The following is an 18,825-nucleotide window of genomic DNA, read 5'->3' on the forward strand; positions in this document are numbered from 1 at the left end:
TCTCCCGGATTTGTGTACACTCATTCTTCCCTAGACCCGCAGTCAGCCTATGAGTTGCGTAGGCCGAGGGAGCATTGTAGCAGGTCATTTCCCCTGTGAGACTCAATCATTACTGTTATGAGGAATTCCATGTCCGAGGCTTTCAACGCGGAACGTTTAACGCGGCTGTGCGATTTTCTGCAGCAGTCGCCCACGCCATGGCATGCGACCCAACGCATGGTCGAGCGTTTGGAGCAGGCGGGCTTTGCGCGCCTGGAAGAGACCGCGAACTGGCAGTTGTCGCCAGGAAAGCGCTACTACGTGACGCGCAACGACTCGTCGGTGATCGCGTTTCAGCTGCCCGCTGGTAAGCTGACCAGCCTGCGCATGCTGGGTGCTCACACCGATAGCCCAGGGCTGCGCTTGAAGCCCAACGCCACCCAATATTCAGCGGGTTGGCTGCAGTTGGGCGTGCAGGTGTACGGCGGCGTGCTATTGGCCCCCTGGTTTGACCGCGATTTGGGCTTGGCGGGCCGCGTTCACGTGCGCCATGCCGATGGCCGCTTGGAGAGCGTGCTGCTCAACGTGGCGCGTCCGATTGCAATGATTCCGAGCTTGGCGATCCATATGGACCGCGATGTAAATGCGGGGCGCTCGATCAATCCGCAAACACAGATGGCGCCGGTGCTGATGCAGAGCGATACCGCCAAGCTGCACGAACTGCTGGGGCAGTGGTTGGAAGAGCAGCACGGCCTACGCGCGGTCGAGGTGGTGGATTTCGAGTTGGGTTTTTACGACGTTCAGCCGCCATCACTGGTCGGGTTGCGCAAGGAGCTGCTGGCCAGCGCGCGGCTGGATAACCTGCTTTCGTGCTTCGTGGGCCTGGAAGCGCTGCTGGAAAGCGATGGTAGTCAGGGCGCGCTGCTAGTGGCGAATGACCATGAGGAGGTGGGCAGTGCCAGCGCGTGCGGTGCCCAGGGGCCGTTCTTGAGCGACGTGCTGAAACGCTTGAATGCCCAGGTGGGCGGTGGCAGCGAGGAGTCGTTGATTCAGCTGATTCAATCGTCGCTGATGATTTCCTGCGATAACGCCCACGCGCTGCATCCAAACTTCCGCGACAAACACGATGAACGTCACGGTCCGGCCATTAACGGCGGCCCGGTGATCAAGGTGAACGCCAGCCAACGCTACGCCACCAATAGCGTCACCGGCGCGCTGTTCCGGGACGTGTGTCGCGAAGCAGATGTGCCCGTACAGTCGTTCGTCACACGGGCGGATATGGGCTGTGGTAGCACCATAGGGCCGATTACCGCCACGGAAGTGGGCGTGCCGACCATCGACGTCGGGTTGCCCCAGTGGGCGATGCACTCGATTCGTGAAACGTCCGGTACGCGAGACGTGGATTACCTGACCCGTGCGCTGACGGTCTTCTTGAACCGCCCGGCGCTTGCGTAATATTGATCAGCATTTTAAAAACGAAAAAGGCCCGCTGACTGAGTCAGCGGGCCTGGCTATTGCTAGCGGTATTCGGTGTTGGTGGCTACGCCCTGATTTGAACAGGGGACCCCATCATTATGAGTGATGTGCTCTAACCAGCTGAGCTACGTAGCCGTTCAACGGGGGCGAATATTACCCAGAGGCACGCCGCCCGTCAAGCATTTGTTTCTTTTCTCGCTTATACATTGAAGCGGAAGTGGATCACGTCGCCATCTTTGACGATGTACTCTTTGCCTTCCAAGCGCCATTTGCCGTTGTCTTTGGCACCTTGTTCGCCGCCTAGCGCGACGTAGTCGTCATAGGCGATGACCTCGGCGCGAATGAAGCCTTTCTGAAAATCGGTGTGAATCACACCGGCGGCTTCCGGCGCGCTAGCGCCCTGTTTCACGGTCCAGGCGCGCACTTCTTTCACACCGGCGGTGAAGTAGGTTTGCAGGCCCAGCAGGGCGTAGCCCGCGCGAATCACGCGGTCGAGTCCCGGCTCTTCCATGCCCATGTCGGCCAGGAACATGCTGCGCTCTTCGTCATCCAGCTCGGCAATTTCGGCTTCTAACTGGTTGCACACCGGCACGACGACTGCACCTTCTTCGGCGGCGATCTCTTTGACGATGTCCAGGTAGGGGTTGTTCTCGAAGCCGTCTTCATTGACGTTGGCAATGTACATGGTGGGCTTGAGGGTCAAGAAGCCGAAACTTTTTACCTGACGCTTCTCGTCCTCGTCCAGCCCAAAACTGCGCAGCGGCTGGCCTTCGGCCAGATGCGGCTGAATCTTGTCCAGCACGGCTTTGGTGGCAATGGCGTCTTTGTCACCACCTTTCACCACGCGCACCAAGCGCTGACTGGCTTTCTCGACGGTGTCCAGGTCGGCCAGGGCGAGCTCGAGGTTGATGGTCTCGATGTCGGCGCGGGGATCGACCTGATTGGCGACGTGGATGACGTTGTCGTTATCGAAACAGCGCACCACGTGGGCAATCGCTTGGGTTTCGCGAATGTTGGCGAGGAACTTGTTGCCCAGGCCCTCTCCCTTGGAGGCGCCTGCGACAAGACCCGCGATGTCCACGAACTCCATAGTGGTGGGCAGCACTTTTTCAGGCTTCACAATGGCCGCCAGCTTGTCCAGACGTGGGTCGGGCATCGGCACGATACCGACGTTGGGTTCGATGGTGCAGAACGGAAAGTTCTCGGCATCAATGCCCGACTTGGTCAACGCATTGAAGAGCGTGGATTTGCCTACGTTGGGTAGGCCGACGATACCGCAGTTAAAGCCCATAAAATAACTTCCTGACCGCTAGGGCGGCGCAACCGTTGCTGCGTCTGCCCGGTGTGAAAAGAGTGCGTTCGTAACGCGGGGTGATAGAGTCCGACAACGTGCCGCTATTTTACGCTATGCAGGCGGTTCATGGCTTTAGCCCAGTCGCCGGAAAGCGCGAGGGGCAGCGTGGCCAGACACTCGTCCAGCGAGCGCTCGATGGCTTCTTGTTCGGCCTTGCCCGGGCGGCCCAGCACGTAATTGACCACCTGCTTCGCTTCGCCCGGGTGGCCAATCCCAATGCGCAGGCGGTGAAACTGCTTCTGGTTGCCCAGGGCGCTGATGATATCGCGCAGCCCGTTGTGGCCGCCGTGTCCGCCGCCGGTTTTATAACGTGACTGCCCCGGGGGAAGGTCGAGTTCGTCGTGGGCGACCAGCAGGTTCTCCGGGGTCAATTTGAAGAATTGGGTAAGCGCGGCGACCGCCGCACCGCTACGGTTCATGAACGTGGTGGGGTTGAGCAAATGCAGCTCATGGTCACCCACACGGGCTTTGGCGTAGAGCCCTAAAAACTTTTTTTCAGGACGCAATTCGGTGTGGGCGCTGCGTGCAATGGCGTCGACGAGCCAAAAGCCCGCGTTGTGTCGGGTGGCGTCGTATTCAGCCCCTGGGTTGCCCAGTCCTATAATGGCCGTTATCTGGCTCATTTTCCCACCTCCAACGGTTCTGGAAGATATGACGACGTGTGACGGAGCTGCCTTGGCAGGCGGCTGCCTGAGGCTATCGAGCCTCATGCCGCAAAAAAAAAATCAAGCGCCGAAGCGCTTGATTTTAACATCCCTGGGCCATGCGAGCGTGGCCCAGGCAGCGCTGGCTGGCAGCACTTTTAACCAGGCTTACTCGGCGCTGTCTTCTGCGTCGCCTTCACCTTCGCCTTCTTCTTCGTCATCGCCGCGTACTTTCACTTTGGTGATGCTCAGAATGGCGTTGTCGTGCTCTTCACCATGGGACAGGTCAACGGAGGTGACGCCGGCCGGCAGGGTCAGGTCAGACAGGTGCAGAGTCGTGCCCAGCTCGACCTTGCTGATGTCCACTTCCAGGAAGTCCGGAAGATCTTTCGGCAAGCAGCTAATGGCCACTTCGTTGGCCAGTACGTGCAGTTCGCCGCCTTGGTCTTTGATGCCGACACACTTCTCTTCGTTCACCACGTGCAGCGGCACGTTAATGGTGATTTCGTGAGTAGCGTCAACACGCAGGAAGTCAGCGTGGGTCAGCAGCGGCTTGAACGGGTGACGCTGCAGGTCACGAACGACCACTTGCTCTTCTTTACCGTCGATCACCAGCTTGATGACAGAGGAGAAGAAGGATTCGTCTTCGATCGCTTTGTAGAACGCCGTTTTTTCTACGGAGATCGACTGAGCGCCTTTCTCACCGCCGTATACAACGGCCGGTACTTGTTGGTTCGCACGACGCAGGCGGCGGCTCGCACCTTTCCCCAGGTCGTTACGAACGCTGGCTTGCAGGATAAAATCAGACATGGAATTTGCCTCTTGGTTTAAGTAAGGAAACGCCGCCGCCCGCGACCAGACGACGACGTTTCCAGGGCCCCAAGTGGGGGCTCATAACGTCAGGCGTTAGTGAAACATCGCGCTGACGGATTCTTCGTTGCTGACGCGGCGAATGGCTTCCGCAATCAGGCCAGCAACGCTCAACTGGCGAATTTTTCCGCTGCGACGCGCGTGGTCGGCGAGCGGAATGGTGTCGGTCACGACAACCTCGTCCAGTACAGAGTTGGTAATGTTGTCGACCGCAGGGCCGGACAAGATCGGATGCGTGGCGTACGCGACAACGCGCGCAGCGCCGTGGTCTTTCAGGGCTTCACCGGCTTTACACAGCGTGCCGGCGGTGTCGATCATGTCATCGACGACCACGCAGGTGCGGCCTTCGATTTCACCAATGATGTGCATCACCTGGGCTTGGTTAGCCTGGGGGCGACGCTTGTCGATGATCGCCAGATCGGCGTTGAGCTGCTTGGCAATGGCACGGGCGCGTACCACGCCGCCAACGTCAGGAGAGACGACCACGAGATCGTCGTAGTTCTGACGCTCAATGTCGTCCAGCAGGATCGGTGAGCCGTATACGTTATCGACCGGAACGTCGAAGAAACCTTGGATTTGGTCAGCGTGCAGGTCCATGGTCATAACGCGGTCGACGCCTGCTTTCACCATCATGTCCGCCACGACTTTGGCGGAGATGGGAACACGGGCGGAGCGTACACGACGGTCCTGGCGGGCATAGCCAAAATAGGGAACCACTGCCGTAATACGGGTCGCTGAGGCGCGACGCAGAGCGTCGACCATCAGGATCAGTTCCATCAGGTTGTCGTTCGTCGGGGCACAGGTGGATTGCAGGATGAAGACATCCTTACCACGCACGTTCTCATTGATCTCGACCGCGATTTCGCCGTCGCTAAATTGACCCACCGTGGCGTTACCCATCCGGCTGTCTAAGCTCTCGGCAATCTTTTGAGCGAGTTCGGGATTGGCGTTCCCGGTGAAAACCATCAATTTTGACACGCGCAGCCACCTTTGCAGTGTTGGGGATCAGGGGAGAAAACGCAGATCAACATTAGCGTTGGCTGGGGTACCAGGATTCGAACCTGGGAATGCCGATACCAAAAACCGGTGCCTTACCACTTGGCGATACCCCAGCAATAACCTAATGCGATGACCGGGCGCTTTCAGCAGCCCAGAGCATCTTGTAGGGGAGAGGTGTTGAGTCCGCGCGCTACCCACGCTTGCCAGCGCCGATTAGCCAATTCAGCCACCGTTTGCGCTGCCTCTTTCGACTCGAAAGCGGCAAACAAACAGGCGCCTGTGCCCGTCAGTCGACTAGGTGCATGCTGCGCGAGCCAGTCAAGTGCTTCCGCGATGTGCGGGTAGCGTTTTTTGACGGTCGCCTCGCAGTCATTACGCCACTCGGCTACTCCCCCCTGCAGTGCGCGCGCCATAGTAATGGGGAGGCTGTCGCGTGTCAATTCCGAGTCTTGGAAGATCGCCGGGGTCGAGACGCTAATGCCGGGGTGAATGACCACGAACCATGGGGTGTCGAGAGTCACGGGCGTCAACTTTTCGCCGACGCCTTCTGCCCAGGCGCTGCGGCCCCGAACGAAAACCGGCACGTCGGCACCCAGCGCCAAACCGAGCTCGGCCAGGTGCGTATCGCCCAGTCCAAGCTGCCAGAGCCGGTCGAGCCCTTTGAGTGCGGTGGCGGCGTTGGAGCTGCCCCCACCCAAGCCGCCGCCCATTGGTAGGCGCTTCTCGATGGAAATCGTCGCGCCTAAGTGGGTGCCGCTGGCCTGCTGCAGTAAGGTGGCTGCCCGTACGATCAGGTTGTCATCGTGGGCCACTCCCGCTATCGGTGTGGTCAGTTCGATGATGCCATCTTGGCGCAGCGTGAAACTCAGGTAGTCGCATAGGTCGATGAATTGAAACAGCGTCTGCAGTTCGTGGTAGCCATCTGGGCGGCGCCCTACGATGTGCAGCATACGGTTCAGCTTGGCGGGAGCGGGTAGGGTAAGCGTTTGGGGTGTTGCGGACATGCCGTCTCTCTACTGCTAAGCGTATGAAAAGGGCTGGCGCTAGGCCAGCCCGAGAAGACTACTGTGACGCCTGCCACTGATTGACGACCAGGGTAATACGCACGTCGCCATAGTTCATCACTAGACGGCGCGGCAGCCACATGCCTTCTGCCTGCTCCCAGTCGCGGTAATCGATCTCCCAGCCATCCTGCTGCAAGAAGCTCGGAAAACCCAGCTCGTCGGTTTCTAGCTGGTAGCTGGCGTGATCGCCGGGCAGGCCGCGCACCCAGTCGGGCATGGCGCGCACCGGCAGCGACCAGCCAAGCTGCTCTTCCATCAAGGCTTCTGGCGTTTCGGCTTCGAAACGGCCTTCGCTGGTGGTCAGCGAGAAGCGGCCTTCACGGCCTTCCAGTACGCTACGGCCACCGCCGAAGGGACCGCTGATCAGCATGCGGAAATAGTAGGGTGTTTGGTTCCAGTCCAGGTTGGCGCTGGTGTTCTCCTGGGGGGTACGCAGTCCCGCTTTACCTACCAGGGTCCAGGTGTCGAACGCTTCGACCTCGGCCTGCTGGCGTTCCCATTGCCCTGCTTGGCGGCCGCTCTCATCGACCGGCGATTGGCTGGCACAGCCTGCCAGGGTGGCGATGGCCAGAGCCGCTACCCATAAGCGTGCAGCGCGGTAGCAAGAGGGCGTGCTAGAGGGGGCGCGGTGCAAAAAAGAGGTCAACATAACTGGCTCCATGTCATTGCTATTTACAAAGGTGGCTGTCGATTAAGAGAGCGCGCGGGCGCTAGTGCGCCCGCCAAGCGTAAGCCTTAGGGCGCGCGTACGGGCCTAAGTTCAGGATGGCGTTCTAGCAAATCATCGATTTGCGGGTGATACGCCGCGCGCTGAAGAATTCGCTCGATGAGCTCTCGCGCTTCATCGCTACGTCCCAGCGAGTGCAGAACCTCGGCGAGGTGCGCGGCAATTTCTTGGTCGGGCATTTGGGCGTAGGCACTCTCCAGCCACGCGAGTGCGTCATTGGGCTGGCCAAGTCGGAAGTATACCCACCCCATACTATCGAGTACTGCGGGGTTATTAGGGTCGGCCTCGTAGGCGCGCTCGATCAGGTCGCGGGCCTCCTCTAGCCTGCCAGCAATATTGAGATCGGCCAGAGTGTAGCCCAGCGCGTTCAGCGCATCGGCATTGTTGGGCTCGGTGCGCAGGATCTGACGTAAATCCTGCTCCATGCCGGCCAAATCACCTCTCTCCCAGGCGCGCATGGCACGCATGTAAAGAAGGCTGGTGTCATCCGGCGTGCGGGTGAGTTCACGATTCAGTAACGCCGTGGCGTCCTCTTGACGTGAGAGCTCGTCGAGCAGCTGTACTTCTAGCCGTACCAAGTCGCCAAAGTAAGCATCGTGGCGCATACGCTCGATGCGCAGAAAGGCGCGGGCGTCCAGCAGGCGGTCGTCGTCGATCAGCATGTTGGCCGCTGCGGCTCTGGCGGGAAGAAACTCGTTGCCCTCCTGCACTTGTCGATAGTAAAGAAGGGCATTGTCGACTTCATCTTGAGACTGCGCAATGGCACCCATCAGGAAGTAGACGAGGTTTGGGACGTTCTCTTGACCAATCAATGGTTGCAGCAGCCGATAGGCGGGCTCGCTGTGTCCCTCTTCTAAATAAAGCTGTGCGAGAGCAATACGTAGTTCCTGGTTGCCGCCATGACTATCGAGAAGCGCGTTGGTTTGCTCCTCGGCGGCGGTAATGTTGTTGAGCCGGATTTCTGCCTGAGCCAGCATGAGGATGAATCGCACGTCGTCCGGGGCAAGGTTCAAGCCCTGCTGGGCGGCTCGCTGTGCGCCACGGTGGTCGCCGGTTTCAAGTGCTAGACGGGCTTTGGCAAGCCATAGCGCGGATGACTCGGGGGCTTGTTGCTCCACCTCGTTCAAGTAGCGCTGCGCCGTTTGCGTTTCTCCTAGGGCGGCTTCGATCAAGGCGGTACCTAGCAGCACATCGCTATGAAACTCGCGCTGGGCGGCGTCGGGCTCGCCGAGGTAGCGTCGTAACTGCTGGGCTAGCAGGCGTAGCGGTGCCTCTTCCGCTACAGCGATTTCGGCAAAGGTGGCGATCTCACCGTTACCGCCAGCCCTGGCGATGGCGAGTCGTTGCTCAAGGCTGTCGAGCCAATCGCCACGCTGAAGCGACAGCGACGCTAACAGGCGGTTGGGCGTCTCTGCTTGTGGATCGAGCTCACGCCAGCGAAGCGCGGCGCTTTCCATCAACGCCGCGTCGTTACCAAACCGAGCAGCAAACGTGGCGCGTTCGGCAAGCCCCGGCGAGGTATAGCGCTGCGCGGCGTCGAGATAGCCTTGCCCAGCATAGCGGTAGTCGCCTCGCTGCCCGGCCAGCTCGGCGGCCAGCAGGGTGCTCAAGCCTGCGGCATCCAAGCCGCGTGTGATGGGGGGCGCCGATGCCATGGGATCATCGACACGAGATGGCGCGTCGTTACCCAGCAGCGAGGGCGAGAGCTGACAGCCGCTCAACATCAGCATGGCGGCCAGGGGGTACAGTGGAAAACCCGAAAACGAAAGGGGAATACCCAGAAGTGTTGCGCGATGGGGCATGCGTATCTCGATCAAGTGGCCGAGTGTTCAGCATAGCGGCTTGGCTGCCTGCGGCAAAGTGGTGTGCGCCAGAAGATGCTCGGCTGTGATAGAATGACTCTCCTTGAAAAAGAGCCGAGTCAGCGCAATTCACTTACAAAGCTGCTCTCTTAGACTTGTATCAGCAAGCCAAGAAACAATGACCGACAGTGACGTGACGACCGATCCACTAGCGAAGACGCATAACCCATGACGCTTCTTGCCCTGGGAATCAATCATCGTACTGCTACCGTCGCGGTGCGCGAGCAGGTGGCTTTTACGCCAACGCAGCTAGAAAGCGCGCTGGCCGAGCTGCGCAGCCTGCCTCACATCAGCGAAGCAGCGGTACTTTCGACGTGTAATCGCACGGAGCTTTACTGTGTGACGGATGCCGCCGGTGAGCAAACCGTATTGGACTGGCTGGGCCGTTTTCATAATTTGCGTGTGGAAGAGCTTACCCGCTGTGCCTACCACTACCACGATAACGATGCCGCGCGTCACTTGATGCGCGTGGCCGTTGGGCTGGACTCCATGGTGTTGGGCGAGCCACAGATTCTGGGTCAGTTGAAAGAGGCTTACCAGCAGGCGCGCCAGGCCAAGGGGCTGGGTGGCGAGCTGGAGCGGCTTTTTCAGCACACCTTTGCCGTGGCCAAACAGGTACGCACCGAAACCGGAATCGGCAAGAACCCGGTGTCGGTGGCCTATGCCGCCGTTAGCATGGCCAGCCGCATTTTCGATGATTTCAGTCGCGCCAATGCGCTATTGATAGGTGCGGGGGAGACCATCGAACTAGTGGCTCGCCACCTGCACGAGGCGGGGGTACGTCAGCTCACCGTTGCCAACCGTACCCGTGAACGTGCCGAACGGGTCTCCTCTTCGCTCGGAGGCACGGCGATTACCCTGCCGGAAATTCCCGACGCCTTGGAGCGTGCCGATATCGTCATCTCGTCCACCGCCTCGCCGCTGCCGATTCTGGGTAAGGGCATGGTCGAGCGGGCGCTGAAGAAGCGCCGCCATCGCCCGGTCTTCATGGTAGACATCGCCGTGCCCCGGGATATCGAGCCGGAAGTGGGGGAGCTGGCGGACGTGTTCCTGTATACCGTCGATGACCTGGAAGAGGTGATCGAGGAGAACCGGCGTCATCGCCAGGTTGCGGCCGACCAAGCCGAGTCGCTGATCGAACACGGCGTGGGGAGCTGGCAGCAGGAGCGGCGGGTACGCAATGGGGGCGAAGTGATTCGCGATTTTCGGCGTCACGGTGAATCGCTGCGCGACCAAGCCCGCGACCAGGCGTTGGAGCGTCTGGCCAAAGGCGAAGACCCCGCCAAAGTGGTCGAGCGTTTGGCGCACCAGCTCGCTAACCGGTTCATGCATCAGCCGACGCTGACCATTCGCGAAGCGGCTGCCCAGGAAAACCACGATTTGCTCAGCGCCGCGCCGCGCCTGCTGCTACCACCGAAGCCCGCCTTCGAGCAGCCTGCGCCCTCGGCAAAACGCCAGAAGGATGATACGCCCGCATGAAAGAGACTTTGCGCCAACGTTTAGACAGCTTTTCCGACCGGTTCGAAGAGCTGGCCATGCTGCTGTCGGATCCTGAGGTGATCAACAATCAACAGCGCTTTCGCGACTACTCCCGTGAGTACGCCGAACTCGAAGAGCTGGTCGCCGCGTGGAAGCGTTATCTCGACGTGGAACAGAGCATTGCCGACGCCGAGCAGCTCAGCCGCGACAGCGACCCCGACATGCGCGAGCTGGCCGAGATGGAGATCATCGAAGGCCGCGAGCAGTTGGAAACGCTCGACGTGGAGCTCAAGCGCCTGCTGATCCCGAAAGATCCCGACGATGGGCGCGGCGTCTTTTTGGAAGTGCGTGCAGGTACTGGCGGGGACGAAGCCGCTATTTTTGCGGGCGATCTGTTTCGCATGTACTCCCGCTATGCGGAAAAGCGTGGCTGGCGTGTCGAAGTCGTCAGTGCCAGCCACGGCGAGCAGGGCGGTTATAAAGAAGTCATCTCCCGGGTGAAGGGTGAAGGCGTCTACGCGCGGCTCAAGTTCGAGTCGGGCGCTCACCGGGTGCAGCGCGTACCGGCAACCGAATCGCAGGGGCGTATCCACACGTCAGCGTGCACCGTCGCGGTGATGCCCGAGGTGGACGAGGTGGGGGATATCGATATCAATCCGGCCGATTTGCGGGTTGATACCTACCGCTCCAGCGGTGCCGGTGGTCAGCACGTCAATACCACCGACTCCGCGATCCGTATTACCCACCTGCCCACCGGCGTGGTGGTGGAGTGCCAGGAAGAGCGTAGCCAGCACAAGAACCGTGCCAAAGCGATGTCGCTGCTGGCCGCCAAGCTCAAACGCAACGCCGTGGATTCACAGCGCCAGGAGCAGGCCGATGCTCGCCGCTCGTTGGTAGGGTCGGGGGATCGCAGCGAGCGAATCCGGACGTACAACTTCCCCCAAGGGCGCATTACCGACCACCGGATCAACCTGACGCTCTACAAGCTGACCGAAGTAGTGAGCGGCGAGCAATTGGACGACGTCATCGAGCCTCTGATTCACGAGTACCAAGCAGAACAGCTCTCGGCGCTGCAGGACGCTTGATGACGTTCGACGCCCTTCTGAAGAGCGCTGCCCAGCGGTTGCAGCGCGCCGGTTCGCCATCGCCACGGATCGATGCTGAGGTGTTGATGGCATTCGCTGCAAGCCGCAGCCGCACGTGGCTATACACTTGGGGCGATAGCGAATGCCCCACCTGGGAGCATGCTCGCTTTGACGCCTTGGTCGCCGCGCGTGCTCAGGGACAGCCGGTGGCTTACTTGACCGGAGAGCGCGAGTTTTGGGGCCTGCCGCTAGCCACCTCGCCCTCTACGCTGATCCCCCGTCCCGATACCGAAACGCTAGTGGACGTCGTGCTGGCGCGTGCCAAAGCGCCCAGCGGCAGGCTGCTCGATTTGGGGACGGGCACCGGGGCTATCGCGCTGGCCTTTGCCAGTGAGCGGCCGATGTGGCAAGTCATTGGGGTCGATGTTCGGCCGGAGGCAGTGTCGCTTGCCACTCACAATGCTCAGACACTGCACATCGCTAACGCAACTTTTTTGCTGAGCGACTGGTTTGCTTCGCTGGGAGTGCCGCCTGACGGCGATGCATTCGATATCATCGTGAGTAACCCGCCTTACATCGCCGCCGACGACCCGCATTTGTCCGAGGGTGACGTGCGCTTCGAGCCCCGTTCGGCGCTGGTGGCCGAGGGGGATGGCATGGCGGACTTGATGCATCTGATCATCGCTGCCCAAGCGTTTCTTTCTCCCAGCGGCTGGCTGGCGCTAGAGCACGGTTACCAGCAGGCTGCCTGCGTTCGCCAAGCATTGATGCAGGCGGGCTATCAAAACGTTGAAAGCGTACAAGACATCGGCGGCCATGAACGGGTTACCCTGGGGCATCTCGAATAACTGCCTGATTCATCAGTATTGGATCCTGCCATGAAACCAAAAAATAGAACGCTGGACCGTATCGACCTGAAGATTCTGCGCTGTCTGCAGGAAAACGCACGTATCTCCTATGTAGACCTTGCTTCGGAAGTTGGGTTATCCACAACCCCTTGTTTGGAGCGTGTCAAACGCCTGGAGCGAGCGGGCATCATCCGCGGCTACCAAGCCATTCTCGATCCCCGGGCGCTCAAGGCGAATTTGCTGGTGTTCGTCGAAATTAGTCTGGAAACCCAATCGCCGACGGTGTTCGACGAGTTCCGCCGAGCGGTCGAGAAGCTGCCGCAGATTCAGGAGTGTCACTTGGTCTCTGGGCAGTTCGACTATATTTTGAAGTGCCGCATTCCCGAAATGGCCGCGTATCGTCAGCTATTGGGCGATGTAGTGCTGACCCTTCCCGGCGTGAAAGAGTCGAAAAGCTACGTGGTGATGGAAGAGGTAAAGGAGAGCTTTAGCCTGCACATCCCCGATATCGAGGAGTTTGAGGATAAGTAACGCGATGATGGACGATCAGGCGCTGCTGCGCTATAGCCGCCAAATCATGCTGCCCGAGGTCGATATTGGCGGCCAGGAGCGCCTGAGTGCTGCTCATGCCCTGATCATTGGTGCCGGCGGGCTCGGCTCGCCGGTAGCGCTCTATCTGGCGGCGGCGGGCGTTGGCAGGATCACCATCGTCGATGCGGATCAGGTGGAGTTGACAAATTTACAGCGTCAAATTGCCCACCAGCAAGCCAGTCTGGGGGTCAACAAAGCGCGCTCAGCGAAGGAGCGTATGCAGGCGCTCAACCCGGAGTGCCATGTCGTGGCGATCGAGCAACATGCCGAAGGCGAGGCGCTCATGGACTTGGTGGCCTCGGCCGACGTAGTGCTGGACTGCACCGATCGATTCTCCAGTCGCTATGCCATCAATGCCGCCTCTCAGCGGGCGGGCGTGCCGCTGATTTCCGGTGCAGCGATTCGCTTTTCGGGCCAGTTGGCGGTGTTTGATCCCCGTGATGATGCCTGCCCCTGCTATGCCTGCCTCTACCCGCCAGGCGATAGTGACGACGAAACGTTGAGCTGTGCGGAGAGCGGGGTCATGGCCCCGCTGGTGGGGCTGATCGGCTGTTTCCAGGCGGTCGAAGCGTTCAAACTGATCAGTGGCGCGGGCAGGTCACATCAGGGCTTGTCCACCTTCGATGGCTTGAGCGGCCAGTGGCGCCATTTCCAAGTGCCGAGAGATCCTGCCTGCCCAGTGTGTAGCGCCCGCGCATAAAAGAACGCCCGCAGGGAGGCGGGCGTGACGTCACGGTCTTCACGTCAAAGGAACGAACTCAGTAGGGCGGTACGGCCGCCCTCTTAGCCAGTCATTCGCTTAATGACGAATCAGGTAGTCGAAGGCACCCAAGGACGCTTTGGCGCCTTCACCCATGGCAATGATGATCTGCTTGTAAGGCACAGTGGTCACATCGCCTGCGGCGAACACGCCGGGCACCGAGGTCATGCCGTGGGCATCGACGATGATCTCGCCACGCGGGGACATTTCGATGGGCGAGCCTTTCAACCACTCGGTGTTGGGCACCAAGCCGATTTGTACGAAAATGCCTTCCAGTGCGATGCTCTTCACTTCATCGGTATTGCGGTCTTTGTAAGTCAGGCCGTTGACACGGCTGCCGTCGCCAGTGACCTCGGTGGTCTGAGCGTTCAGCACGATGTCGACGTTGGGCAGGCTCTTCAGCTTCTTCTGCAAGACGGCATCGGCGCGCATTTCGCCCATGAACTCCACCAGCGTCACGTGACCGACGATGCCGGCCAGGTCGATCGCGGCTTCGACGCCCGAGTTACCGCCCCCGATGACCGCCACTCGCTTTCCTTTGAACAGCGGGCCGTCACAGTGGGGGCAGTAGGCAACGCCTTTGTTGCGGTACTCCTGTTCGCCAGGCACGTTCATTTCGCGCCAGCGGGCGCCGGTCGCCAGTACCAGGGTCTTGCTCTTCAGCTTCGCGCCAGATTCGAAGGTGACCTCGTGCAGGCCGCCATCGGCCTCCGCTGCTTTGAACGATGTAGCGCGCTGCAGATTCATGACGTCGACGTCGTACTCTTTGACGTGCTCTTCGAGCGCGCTGACCAGCTTGGGACCTTCGGTATGGGTGACGGAGATGAAGTTCTCGATGCCCATGGTATCGGCGACTTGACCGCCGAAGCGCTCAGCGGCAACGCCGGTGTTGATGCCTTTACGGGCGGAGTAGATCGCTGCCGACGCACCTGCTGGGCCGCCGCCGATGACGAGCGTATCGAACGCAGCTTTTTCGCTCAGCTTCTTCGCTTCGCGTTCTGCAGCGCCGGTATCGACCTTGGCGAGAATCTGTTCGAGGGTCATGCGTCCCTGGTCAAACGGCTTGCCGTTCAAGTAGATGCTGGGCACGGACATGATTTCGCGCGATTCGACTTCATCCTGGAACAGCGCACCGTCGATGGCGACGTGGCGCACCTTCGGATTAAAGATTGCCATCAGGTTCAGTGCCTGGACCACATCTGGGCAGTTCTGGCAGGAGAGCGAGTAGTAGGTCTCGAACAGCATTTCGCCGTCGAGATCCTTGATTTGGTCCAGCAGCGCTTGAGAGGTCTTCGGTGGGTGGCCACCCACTTGCAACAGCGCCAGTACCAGCGAAGTGAACTCGTGGCCCATGGGGATGCCAGCAAAGACCACGCCGGTCTCTTCTCCGGGGCGGTTGATGGCAAACGACGGGGTACGGCTGTCTTGCCCGTCGGTGTGCAGAGTAATCTTATCGGTGAGGCTGCTGATATCTTCCAGCAGACCCAGTAATTCACGTGACTTGGCACCGTCATCGAGGGACGCAACGATCTCGAACGGTTGAGTCACTTTTTCCAGGTAAGCTTTCAACTGATTTTTTAAATTGGCGTCCAGCATGACAGTGGCTTCCTCGCAGTCAGCAGTAAGTCGTTCTCGACCTAAAACGCTCGCTGCCGAGTCAGTCGGGCAGCCAATGGCGCTAGGGAAAACAGGGATGCGGTGATACGGGTGCTTAAACGGAACACCCGGGCCAAGTGCCCGGGTGTCATGCTGCCGGTAGGGCAGCGGTAGGCGAGTTAGATTTTGCCTACGAGATCCAGAGACGGGGCAAGTGTCTCTTCGCCTTCTTTCCATTTGGCCGGGCACACTTCGTTCGGGTTTTCACGAACGTATTGAGCTGCCTTCACTTTACGCAGCAGCTCTTCGGCGTTACGGCCAATGTTGCCAGCGTTGATTTCGACGATCTGGATTTTGCCATCGGGGTCAACGACGAAGGTGCCGCGCTCAGCCAGACCCGCTTCTTCGATGAGTACTTCGAAGTTGCGAGAAATTTGCAGGGTCGGGTCAGCGATCATCGGGTACTGAAGCTTGCCGATGGTTTCAGAGCTGTCGTGCCATGCTTTGTGGGTAAAGTGGGTGTCGGTAGATACGCTGTAGATTTCGACGCCCAGCTTCTTGAAGGCTTCGTAGTTGTCGGCCAGATCGCCAAGCTCGGTCGGGCAGACGAAGGTGAAGTCAGCCGGATAGAAGAAGAAAATGGACCACTGACCTTTCAGGTCCGCTTCAGTAACATCGATAAATTCGCCGTTCAGGTAGGCGGTGGCTTTAAACGGTTTTACTTCAGTGTTGATCAAAGACATTTAGAACGTCTCCATAAAGGGTGAATGGCAGTAAAAAAAGTTGTTGCTAATGGTAGCGGGCTACGACTAATAGCTAAAATTGGAAAAATGAATCTTTCCAATAGAAGTGGGCTATTGAACGATTTGGCTACCCTTCGCGACACTTGTTGTGGGGGCAGTGGGCGCTTAATACAAGAATTTTTCGGTGGCTCTTGCGGTAGGCGGCACTGCACCGCAAAATTCGCACGGTTGCGAGAATCGCCTAAGCTGTTTTCAACTGCGTTGAGTCGGCGTACAGCGCCTTCATTCAAAGAGCAGTCGGTTGCCGACCGTGGGCTGTGGTGACGTGAATTTTACATTTTAGGAGCAGGTAGATGGGGAACATCCAAAAACTTTCAGCGGCCGTTACGGCCATCTCTTTTGCCGTAGCGGCTGCCGCTGCCCACGCTGAGGAAGTGCGGGTATATAACTGGTCTGACTATATCGCCCCGGAAACGCTGGAGAAGTTCACCGAGCGTACCGGTATCGAAGTGACGTACGATGTGTACGACAGTAACGAAATTCTCGACGCAGCGCTCTTGTCGGGCCGTTCTGGCTACGACGTGGTGGTGCCGTCAACGTACTACTTTACCCGCCAACTCAAAGCGGGCGTTTTCCAGCCGCTGAACCATGAGCTGCTGCCGAACCTGGACAACCTCGACCCGGAGCTGATGGCCAATCTCGAAACCATCGACCCAGACAGCGAATACTCCGTTCCTTACATGTGGGGCACCAACGGCATCGGTTATAACGTCGAGCGAGTGACCGACATTCTCGGTGACGACGCTCCGTTGGATAGCTGGGCACTGCTGTTCGATCCAGAGATTACCACTAAGCTGAGCGAAGCGGGCTGTGGCCTATCGATGATGGATTCGGGCGATGAAATGCTATCGCCTGCCATGGTGTACCTTGGCTTGGATCCGCTGAACGAGACCGTCGAAGATATCGAAGCGGCTGGTGAGCTGATTGCCAACGTTCGCGACAACATCACTTACTTCCACTCCTCGCGCTACGTCTCTGACCTCGCTAATGGCGACATTTGTGTGGCGGCGGGTTACTCCGGCGATATCTTCCAGGCCGCTGCGCGTGCCGAAGAGGCGGGTCGTGATTTCACCATTGGCTATAGCATCCCGAAAGAGGGCGCTGCGCTTTGGTTCGACATGATGGCGGTGCCGGCCGATGCGCCGAATCCTGAGAATGCCCACGCGTTCATCAATTTCATTCTCGACCCGGAAATCGCTGCCGAGATCAGCGAGTACGTGCGTTACGCCAACCCCAACTTGGCTGCTAACGAGTATCTCTCTGATGAGCTGATCAACGACCCGGCCATTTACCCTGAGACCGACGTAATGAAGAACCTTTACGTCCAAGTCGAAAAACCCCAGGAGCTGCTGCGTGCTCGAACGCGCACCTGGAACCGCGTCAAATCTGGACGTTAATGCCAATCATCGTCTGACGGCGAGCCGGGCAGCTGCCCGGCTCGCTGTTTGTCTTTTATCGCCCGGTCTTTCGGGCCTTTTGATGGGAGTGGCGAATGGTCACTACGCCCCTGTCGAACGACGTTCCCTCTGCTTCGTCTGCCGTACCTCCTCAGGCTCGCGCCCAGGGTAAGACGCCTCGTTTTGCCGAGGATATCGTTTTAGAGGTCAAGCGTTTGAGCAAGCGGTTCGATGATGCGCTTGCCGTAGATGACGTGAATTTGCAGGTTAAGCGCGGCGAAATTTTTGCCTTGCTCGGCGGTTCTGGCTCGGGTAAGTCGACGCTACTGCGCATGCTGGCGGGGTTCGAGACGCCCAGCGAGGGGCGCATTTTGCTGAGTGGCGAGAACATCACCGAGATGCCACCACATAAACGGCCCATCAACATGATGTTCCAGTCGTATGCGCTGTTTCCGCACATGACTGTGGCCCAAAACATTGCTTTTGGTTTGAAGCAGGACAAGTTGCCGAAAGCCGACATCGAGACGCGCGTGGCTCAGATGCTCAAACTGGTGCACATGGAGCGTTTCGCCAAGCGCAAGCCCCATCAGCTCTCAGGCGGTCAGCGTCAGCGGGTGGCCTTGGCACGCTCGCTCGCCAAGCGACCCAAGCTTCTGCTGCTCGATGAGCCCATGGGCGCGTTGGACAAAAAGCTGCGCACCGAAATGCAGCTGGAGGTGGTCGAGATCATCGAGCAGGTCGGCGTCACCTGCATCATGGTGACCCACGACCAGGAAGAAGCCATGACCATGGCCGACCGCGTGGCGATCATGGCCGACGGCTGGATCGAGCAGGTGGGCTCACCGGTGGATATCTACGAAAGCCCCGCGAGCAGAATGGTGGCTGAATTCGTTGGCACGGTGAATCTGTTCGAAGGGGAGATCATCGAAGACGCCGCCGATCACTGCCGCATCGAATCACCCGCGCTTTCTCGGCCAATCTATATCGACCACGGTATTACGACCCAAGCGGTCGATCGCCGGGTGTGGGCGGCGCTGCGCCCTGAGAAAATCTGGCTCACCCGCGAACAGCCAACGTGTGAGTACAACTGGGAAGCGGGCAAAGTGGACGATATCGCTTATTTGGGTGGTTACTCGCTCTACTACGTGCGCACCACCTCCGGGCAGATGATCAAGGTCAGCATGGCCAATACCGAGCGTCGCGGCGACCGCCCTACCTGGGAGGATAGCGTGTACGTTTACTGGGAAGACCACAGCGCTATCGTGCTGAACCGCTAATGCCCAGGTGGATG

At 59.2% G+C, this 18,825-nt stretch carries 17 protein-coding genes and 2 tRNA genes; 8 read left to right on the forward strand and 11 right to left on the reverse strand.

Annotated elements, in window-relative coordinates; all coding sequences use genetic code 11:
• Positions 1-129: 129 nt before the first annotated feature.
• Positions 130-1,434: a M18 family aminopeptidase gene (locus MHM85_RS10315; RefSeq protein WP_153842398.1), complete on the forward strand. Its 1,305-nt coding sequence runs from the start codon at positions 130-132 to the stop codon at positions 1,432-1,434.
• A 79-nt stretch (positions 1,435-1,513) separates the two neighbouring features.
• Here the strand turns inward: MHM85_RS10315 and MHM85_RS10320 are convergent.
• The 9 genes from MHM85_RS10320 to MHM85_RS10360 all read right to left on the reverse strand — a co-directional run bounded on the left by MHM85_RS10320 (position 1,514) and on the right by MHM85_RS10360 (position 8,915).
• Positions 1,514-1,590: transfer RNA gene (locus MHM85_RS10320), tRNA-Met, on the reverse strand.
• 64 nt (positions 1,591-1,654) lie between these two features.
• Positions 1,655-2,746, reverse strand: a complete 1,092-nt coding sequence (gene ychF, locus MHM85_RS10325) for a redox-regulated ATPase YchF (protein WP_139525544.1) — start codon at positions 2,744-2,746, stop codon at positions 1,655-1,657.
• Between the two features lie 104 nt (positions 2,747-2,850).
• The gene (pth, locus tag MHM85_RS10330) at positions 2,851-3,432 is read right to left on the reverse strand and encodes an aminoacyl-tRNA hydrolase (RefSeq protein WP_153842399.1); all 582 of its coding nucleotides are present in this window, start codon (positions 3,430-3,432) and stop codon (positions 2,851-2,853) included.
• A 189-nt stretch (positions 3,433-3,621) separates the two neighbouring features.
• On the reverse strand, positions 3,622-4,263 hold the full coding sequence (locus MHM85_RS10335; RefSeq protein WP_139525546.1) for a 50S ribosomal protein L25/general stress protein Ctc: 642 nt from the start codon (positions 4,261-4,263) through the stop codon (positions 3,622-3,624).
• Positions 4,264-4,359: 96 nt separating this feature from the next.
• Positions 4,360-5,301 (reverse strand): ribose-phosphate pyrophosphokinase, encoded by a 942-nt coding sequence (locus MHM85_RS10340; RefSeq protein WP_026001771.1) that lies wholly within the window; start codon positions 5,299-5,301, stop codon positions 4,360-4,362.
• A 59-nt stretch (positions 5,302-5,360) separates the two neighbouring features.
• Positions 5,361-5,435: transfer RNA gene (locus MHM85_RS10345), tRNA-Gln, on the reverse strand.
• A 30-nt stretch (positions 5,436-5,465) separates the two neighbouring features.
• Positions 5,466-6,326 (reverse strand): 4-(cytidine 5'-diphospho)-2-C-methyl-D-erythritol kinase, encoded by an 861-nt coding sequence (ispE, locus tag MHM85_RS10350; protein ID WP_153842400.1) that lies wholly within the window; start codon positions 6,324-6,326, stop codon positions 5,466-5,468.
• A gap of 58 nt (positions 6,327-6,384) precedes the next feature.
• Complete coding sequence (lolB, locus tag MHM85_RS10355; RefSeq protein WP_153842401.1) at positions 6,385-7,035, reverse strand: lipoprotein insertase outer membrane protein LolB; 651 nt, start codon at positions 7,033-7,035, stop codon at positions 6,385-6,387.
• 86 nt (positions 7,036-7,121) lie between these two features.
• Positions 7,122-8,915 (reverse strand): tetratricopeptide repeat protein, encoded by a 1,794-nt coding sequence (locus MHM85_RS10360; protein ID WP_153842402.1) that lies wholly within the window; start codon positions 8,913-8,915, stop codon positions 7,122-7,124.
• A gap of 228 nt (positions 8,916-9,143) precedes the next feature.
• Here MHM85_RS10360 and hemA point away from each other — a divergent pair, with 228 nt between their 5' ends.
• The 5 genes from hemA to moeB are packed head-to-tail and all read left to right on the forward strand — an operon-like array spanning position 9,144 to position 13,678.
• On the forward strand, positions 9,144-10,454 hold the full coding sequence (gene hemA / locus MHM85_RS10365) for a glutamyl-tRNA reductase (protein WP_153842403.1): 1,311 nt from the start codon (positions 9,144-9,146) through the stop codon (positions 10,452-10,454).
• Positions 10,451-11,539: a peptide chain release factor 1 gene (gene prfA / locus MHM85_RS10370; protein WP_153842404.1), complete on the forward strand. Its 1,089-nt coding sequence runs from the start codon at positions 10,451-10,453 to the stop codon at positions 11,537-11,539. The genes hemA and prfA overlap by 4 nt, the downstream gene beginning before the upstream one ends.
• The gene (gene prmC, locus MHM85_RS10375) at positions 11,539-12,387 is read left to right on the forward strand and encodes a peptide chain release factor N(5)-glutamine methyltransferase (protein ID WP_153842405.1); all 849 of its coding nucleotides are present in this window, start codon (positions 11,539-11,541) and stop codon (positions 12,385-12,387) included. The genes prfA and prmC overlap by 1 nt, the downstream gene beginning before the upstream one ends.
• A 30-nt stretch (positions 12,388-12,417) precedes the next feature.
• The gene (locus tag MHM85_RS10380) at positions 12,418-12,918 is read left to right on the forward strand and encodes an Lrp/AsnC ligand binding domain-containing protein (protein ID WP_139525553.1); all 501 of its coding nucleotides are present in this window, start codon (positions 12,418-12,420) and stop codon (positions 12,916-12,918) included.
• 4 nt (positions 12,919-12,922) lie between these two features.
• The gene (gene moeB, locus MHM85_RS10385) at positions 12,923-13,678 is read left to right on the forward strand and encodes a molybdopterin-synthase adenylyltransferase MoeB (protein ID WP_153842406.1); all 756 of its coding nucleotides are present in this window, start codon (positions 12,923-12,925) and stop codon (positions 13,676-13,678) included.
• Positions 13,679-13,777: 99 nt separating this feature from the next.
• Here moeB and ahpF read toward each other — a convergent pair whose 3' ends face one another.
• Both ahpF and ahpC read right to left on the reverse strand, forming a co-directional pair.
• Positions 13,778-15,334 (reverse strand): alkyl hydroperoxide reductase subunit F, encoded by a 1,557-nt coding sequence (gene ahpF / locus MHM85_RS10390; RefSeq protein ID WP_139525555.1) that lies wholly within the window; start codon positions 15,332-15,334, stop codon positions 13,778-13,780.
• Between the two features lie 179 nt (positions 15,335-15,513).
• Positions 15,514-16,077 carry an alkyl hydroperoxide reductase subunit C gene (gene ahpC / locus MHM85_RS10395; RefSeq protein WP_139525556.1) on the reverse strand — a complete coding sequence of 188 codons (564 nt, stop codon included), beginning with the start codon at positions 16,075-16,077 and terminating at the stop codon, positions 15,514-15,516.
• Between the two features lie 353 nt (positions 16,078-16,430).
• Between ahpC and MHM85_RS10400 the strand changes: the two genes are divergently transcribed.
• Together MHM85_RS10400 and potA are read left to right on the forward strand one after the other, a co-directional pair.
• A complete protein-coding gene (locus tag MHM85_RS10400) occupies positions 16,431-17,534 on the forward strand; it encodes a polyamine ABC transporter substrate-binding protein (protein WP_153842407.1) in 1,104 nt (367 codons plus the stop codon).
• Positions 17,535-17,629: 95 nt separating this feature from the next.
• Positions 17,630-18,811, forward strand: a complete 1,182-nt coding sequence (gene potA / locus MHM85_RS10405; RefSeq protein ID WP_139525558.1) for a polyamine ABC transporter ATP-binding protein — start codon at positions 17,630-17,632, stop codon at positions 18,809-18,811.
• Positions 18,812-18,825 lie beyond the last annotated feature (14 nt).

This window comes from Halomonas sp. McD50-4, from assembly GCF_022348135.1.
In the GTDB taxonomy this organism is placed as follows: domain Bacteria; phylum Pseudomonadota; class Gammaproteobacteria; order Pseudomonadales; family Halomonadaceae; genus Vreelandella; species Vreelandella piezotolerans.

Excerpts from the sequence above, each read along its gene's own strand:
- MHM85_RS10335 (WP_139525546.1), bottom strand. The coding sequence starts at position 4,263 with ATGTCTGATTTTATCCTGCAAGCCAGCGTTCGTAACGACCTGGGGAAA.
- prfA (WP_153842404.1), top strand. The coding sequence starts at position 10,451 with ATGAAAGAGACTTTGCGCCAACGTTTAGACAGCTTTTCCGACCGGTTC.
- hemA (WP_153842403.1), top strand. The coding sequence starts at position 9,144 with ATGACGCTTCTTGCCCTGGGAATCAATCATCGTACTGCTACCGTCGCG.
- MHM85_RS10400 (WP_153842407.1), top strand. The coding sequence starts at position 16,431 with ATGGGGAACATCCAAAAACTTTCAGCGGCCGTTACGGCCATCTCTTTT.
- prmC (WP_153842405.1), top strand. The coding sequence starts at position 11,539 with ATGACGTTCGACGCCCTTCTGAAGAGCGCTGCCCAGCGGTTGCAGCGC.
- lolB (WP_153842401.1), bottom strand. The coding sequence starts at position 7,035 with ATGTTGACCTCTTTTTTGCACCGCGCCCCCTCTAGCACGCCCTCTTGC.
- potA (WP_139525558.1), top strand. The coding sequence starts at position 17,630 with ATGGTCACTACGCCCCTGTCGAACGACGTTCCCTCTGCTTCGTCTGCC.
- ahpF (WP_139525555.1), bottom strand. The coding sequence starts at position 15,334 with ATGCTGGACGCCAATTTAAAAAATCAGTTGAAAGCTTACCTGGAAAAA.
- ychF (WP_139525544.1), bottom strand. The coding sequence starts at position 2,746 with ATGGGCTTTAACTGCGGTATCGTCGGCCTACCCAACGTAGGCAAATCC.
- MHM85_RS10380 (WP_139525553.1), top strand. The coding sequence starts at position 12,418 with ATGAAACCAAAAAATAGAACGCTGGACCGTATCGACCTGAAGATTCTG.
- ispE (WP_153842400.1), bottom strand. The coding sequence starts at position 6,326 with ATGTCCGCAACACCCCAAACGCTTACCCTACCCGCTCCCGCCAAGCTG.
- moeB (WP_153842406.1), top strand. The coding sequence starts at position 12,923 with ATGATGGACGATCAGGCGCTGCTGCGCTATAGCCGCCAAATCATGCTG.
- MHM85_RS10315 (WP_153842398.1), top strand. The coding sequence starts at position 130 with ATGTCCGAGGCTTTCAACGCGGAACGTTTAACGCGGCTGTGCGATTTT.
- ahpC (WP_139525556.1), bottom strand. The coding sequence starts at position 16,077 with ATGTCTTTGATCAACACTGAAGTAAAACCGTTTAAAGCCACCGCCTAC.
- pth (WP_153842399.1), bottom strand. The coding sequence starts at position 3,432 with ATGAGCCAGATAACGGCCATTATAGGACTGGGCAACCCAGGGGCTGAA.
- MHM85_RS10360 (WP_153842402.1), bottom strand. The coding sequence starts at position 8,915 with ATGCCCCATCGCGCAACACTTCTGGGTATTCCCCTTTCGTTTTCGGGT.